This window comes from Bradyrhizobium sp. Kon56 (assembly GCF_055807635.1).
Genome location: NZ_JBVVOU010000195.1, coordinates 1 through 378, shown reverse-complemented (window position 1 = coordinate 378; position 378 = coordinate 1). Strand labels below are relative to the sequence as shown.

1 protein-coding gene is annotated in these 378 nt (G+C 61.1%); it reads right to left on the bottom strand.

Features of this window, described 5'->3' with window-relative positions; genetic code table 11:
* Positions 1 to 59: 59 nt before the first annotated feature.
* Positions 60 to 378: alkaline phosphatase family protein (locus tag AC0L3B_RS38600; RefSeq protein ID WP_473382880.1), on the bottom strand; the 319-nt coding region annotated here is incomplete at its 5' end.

Genomic DNA, 378 nt, shown 5'->3' with positions numbered 1-378 from the left:
GGCTGACCAGAAAAATCGCGTGCTAAATCGCCGGGCGTGTCGCGAATGGATAAGTAAACCTACACGCTGAACTGCAAGGCGTTACTCAAATCACCCATGGGTTTCTGGCCGCGGGCGATCATCGCCTCATCCCTCTGCTTGAGGCCGTCCAGGGTCTCCAACTGAAACACACGGGTGATCAAGCGCAGGATCGAAGCGGTGTCGTAGACCGTATGGTCAACCGTGCCTTTGCGTGCGAACGGCGACACCACCAGGGCCGGAACCCGCGTGCCCGGGCCCCAGCGGTCGCCTTTGGGCGGTGCTACGTGGTCCCACCAGCCGCCGTTTTCATCGACGGTCACCACCACCACCATGTTGTTCCACTGCGGGCTTTCCTGC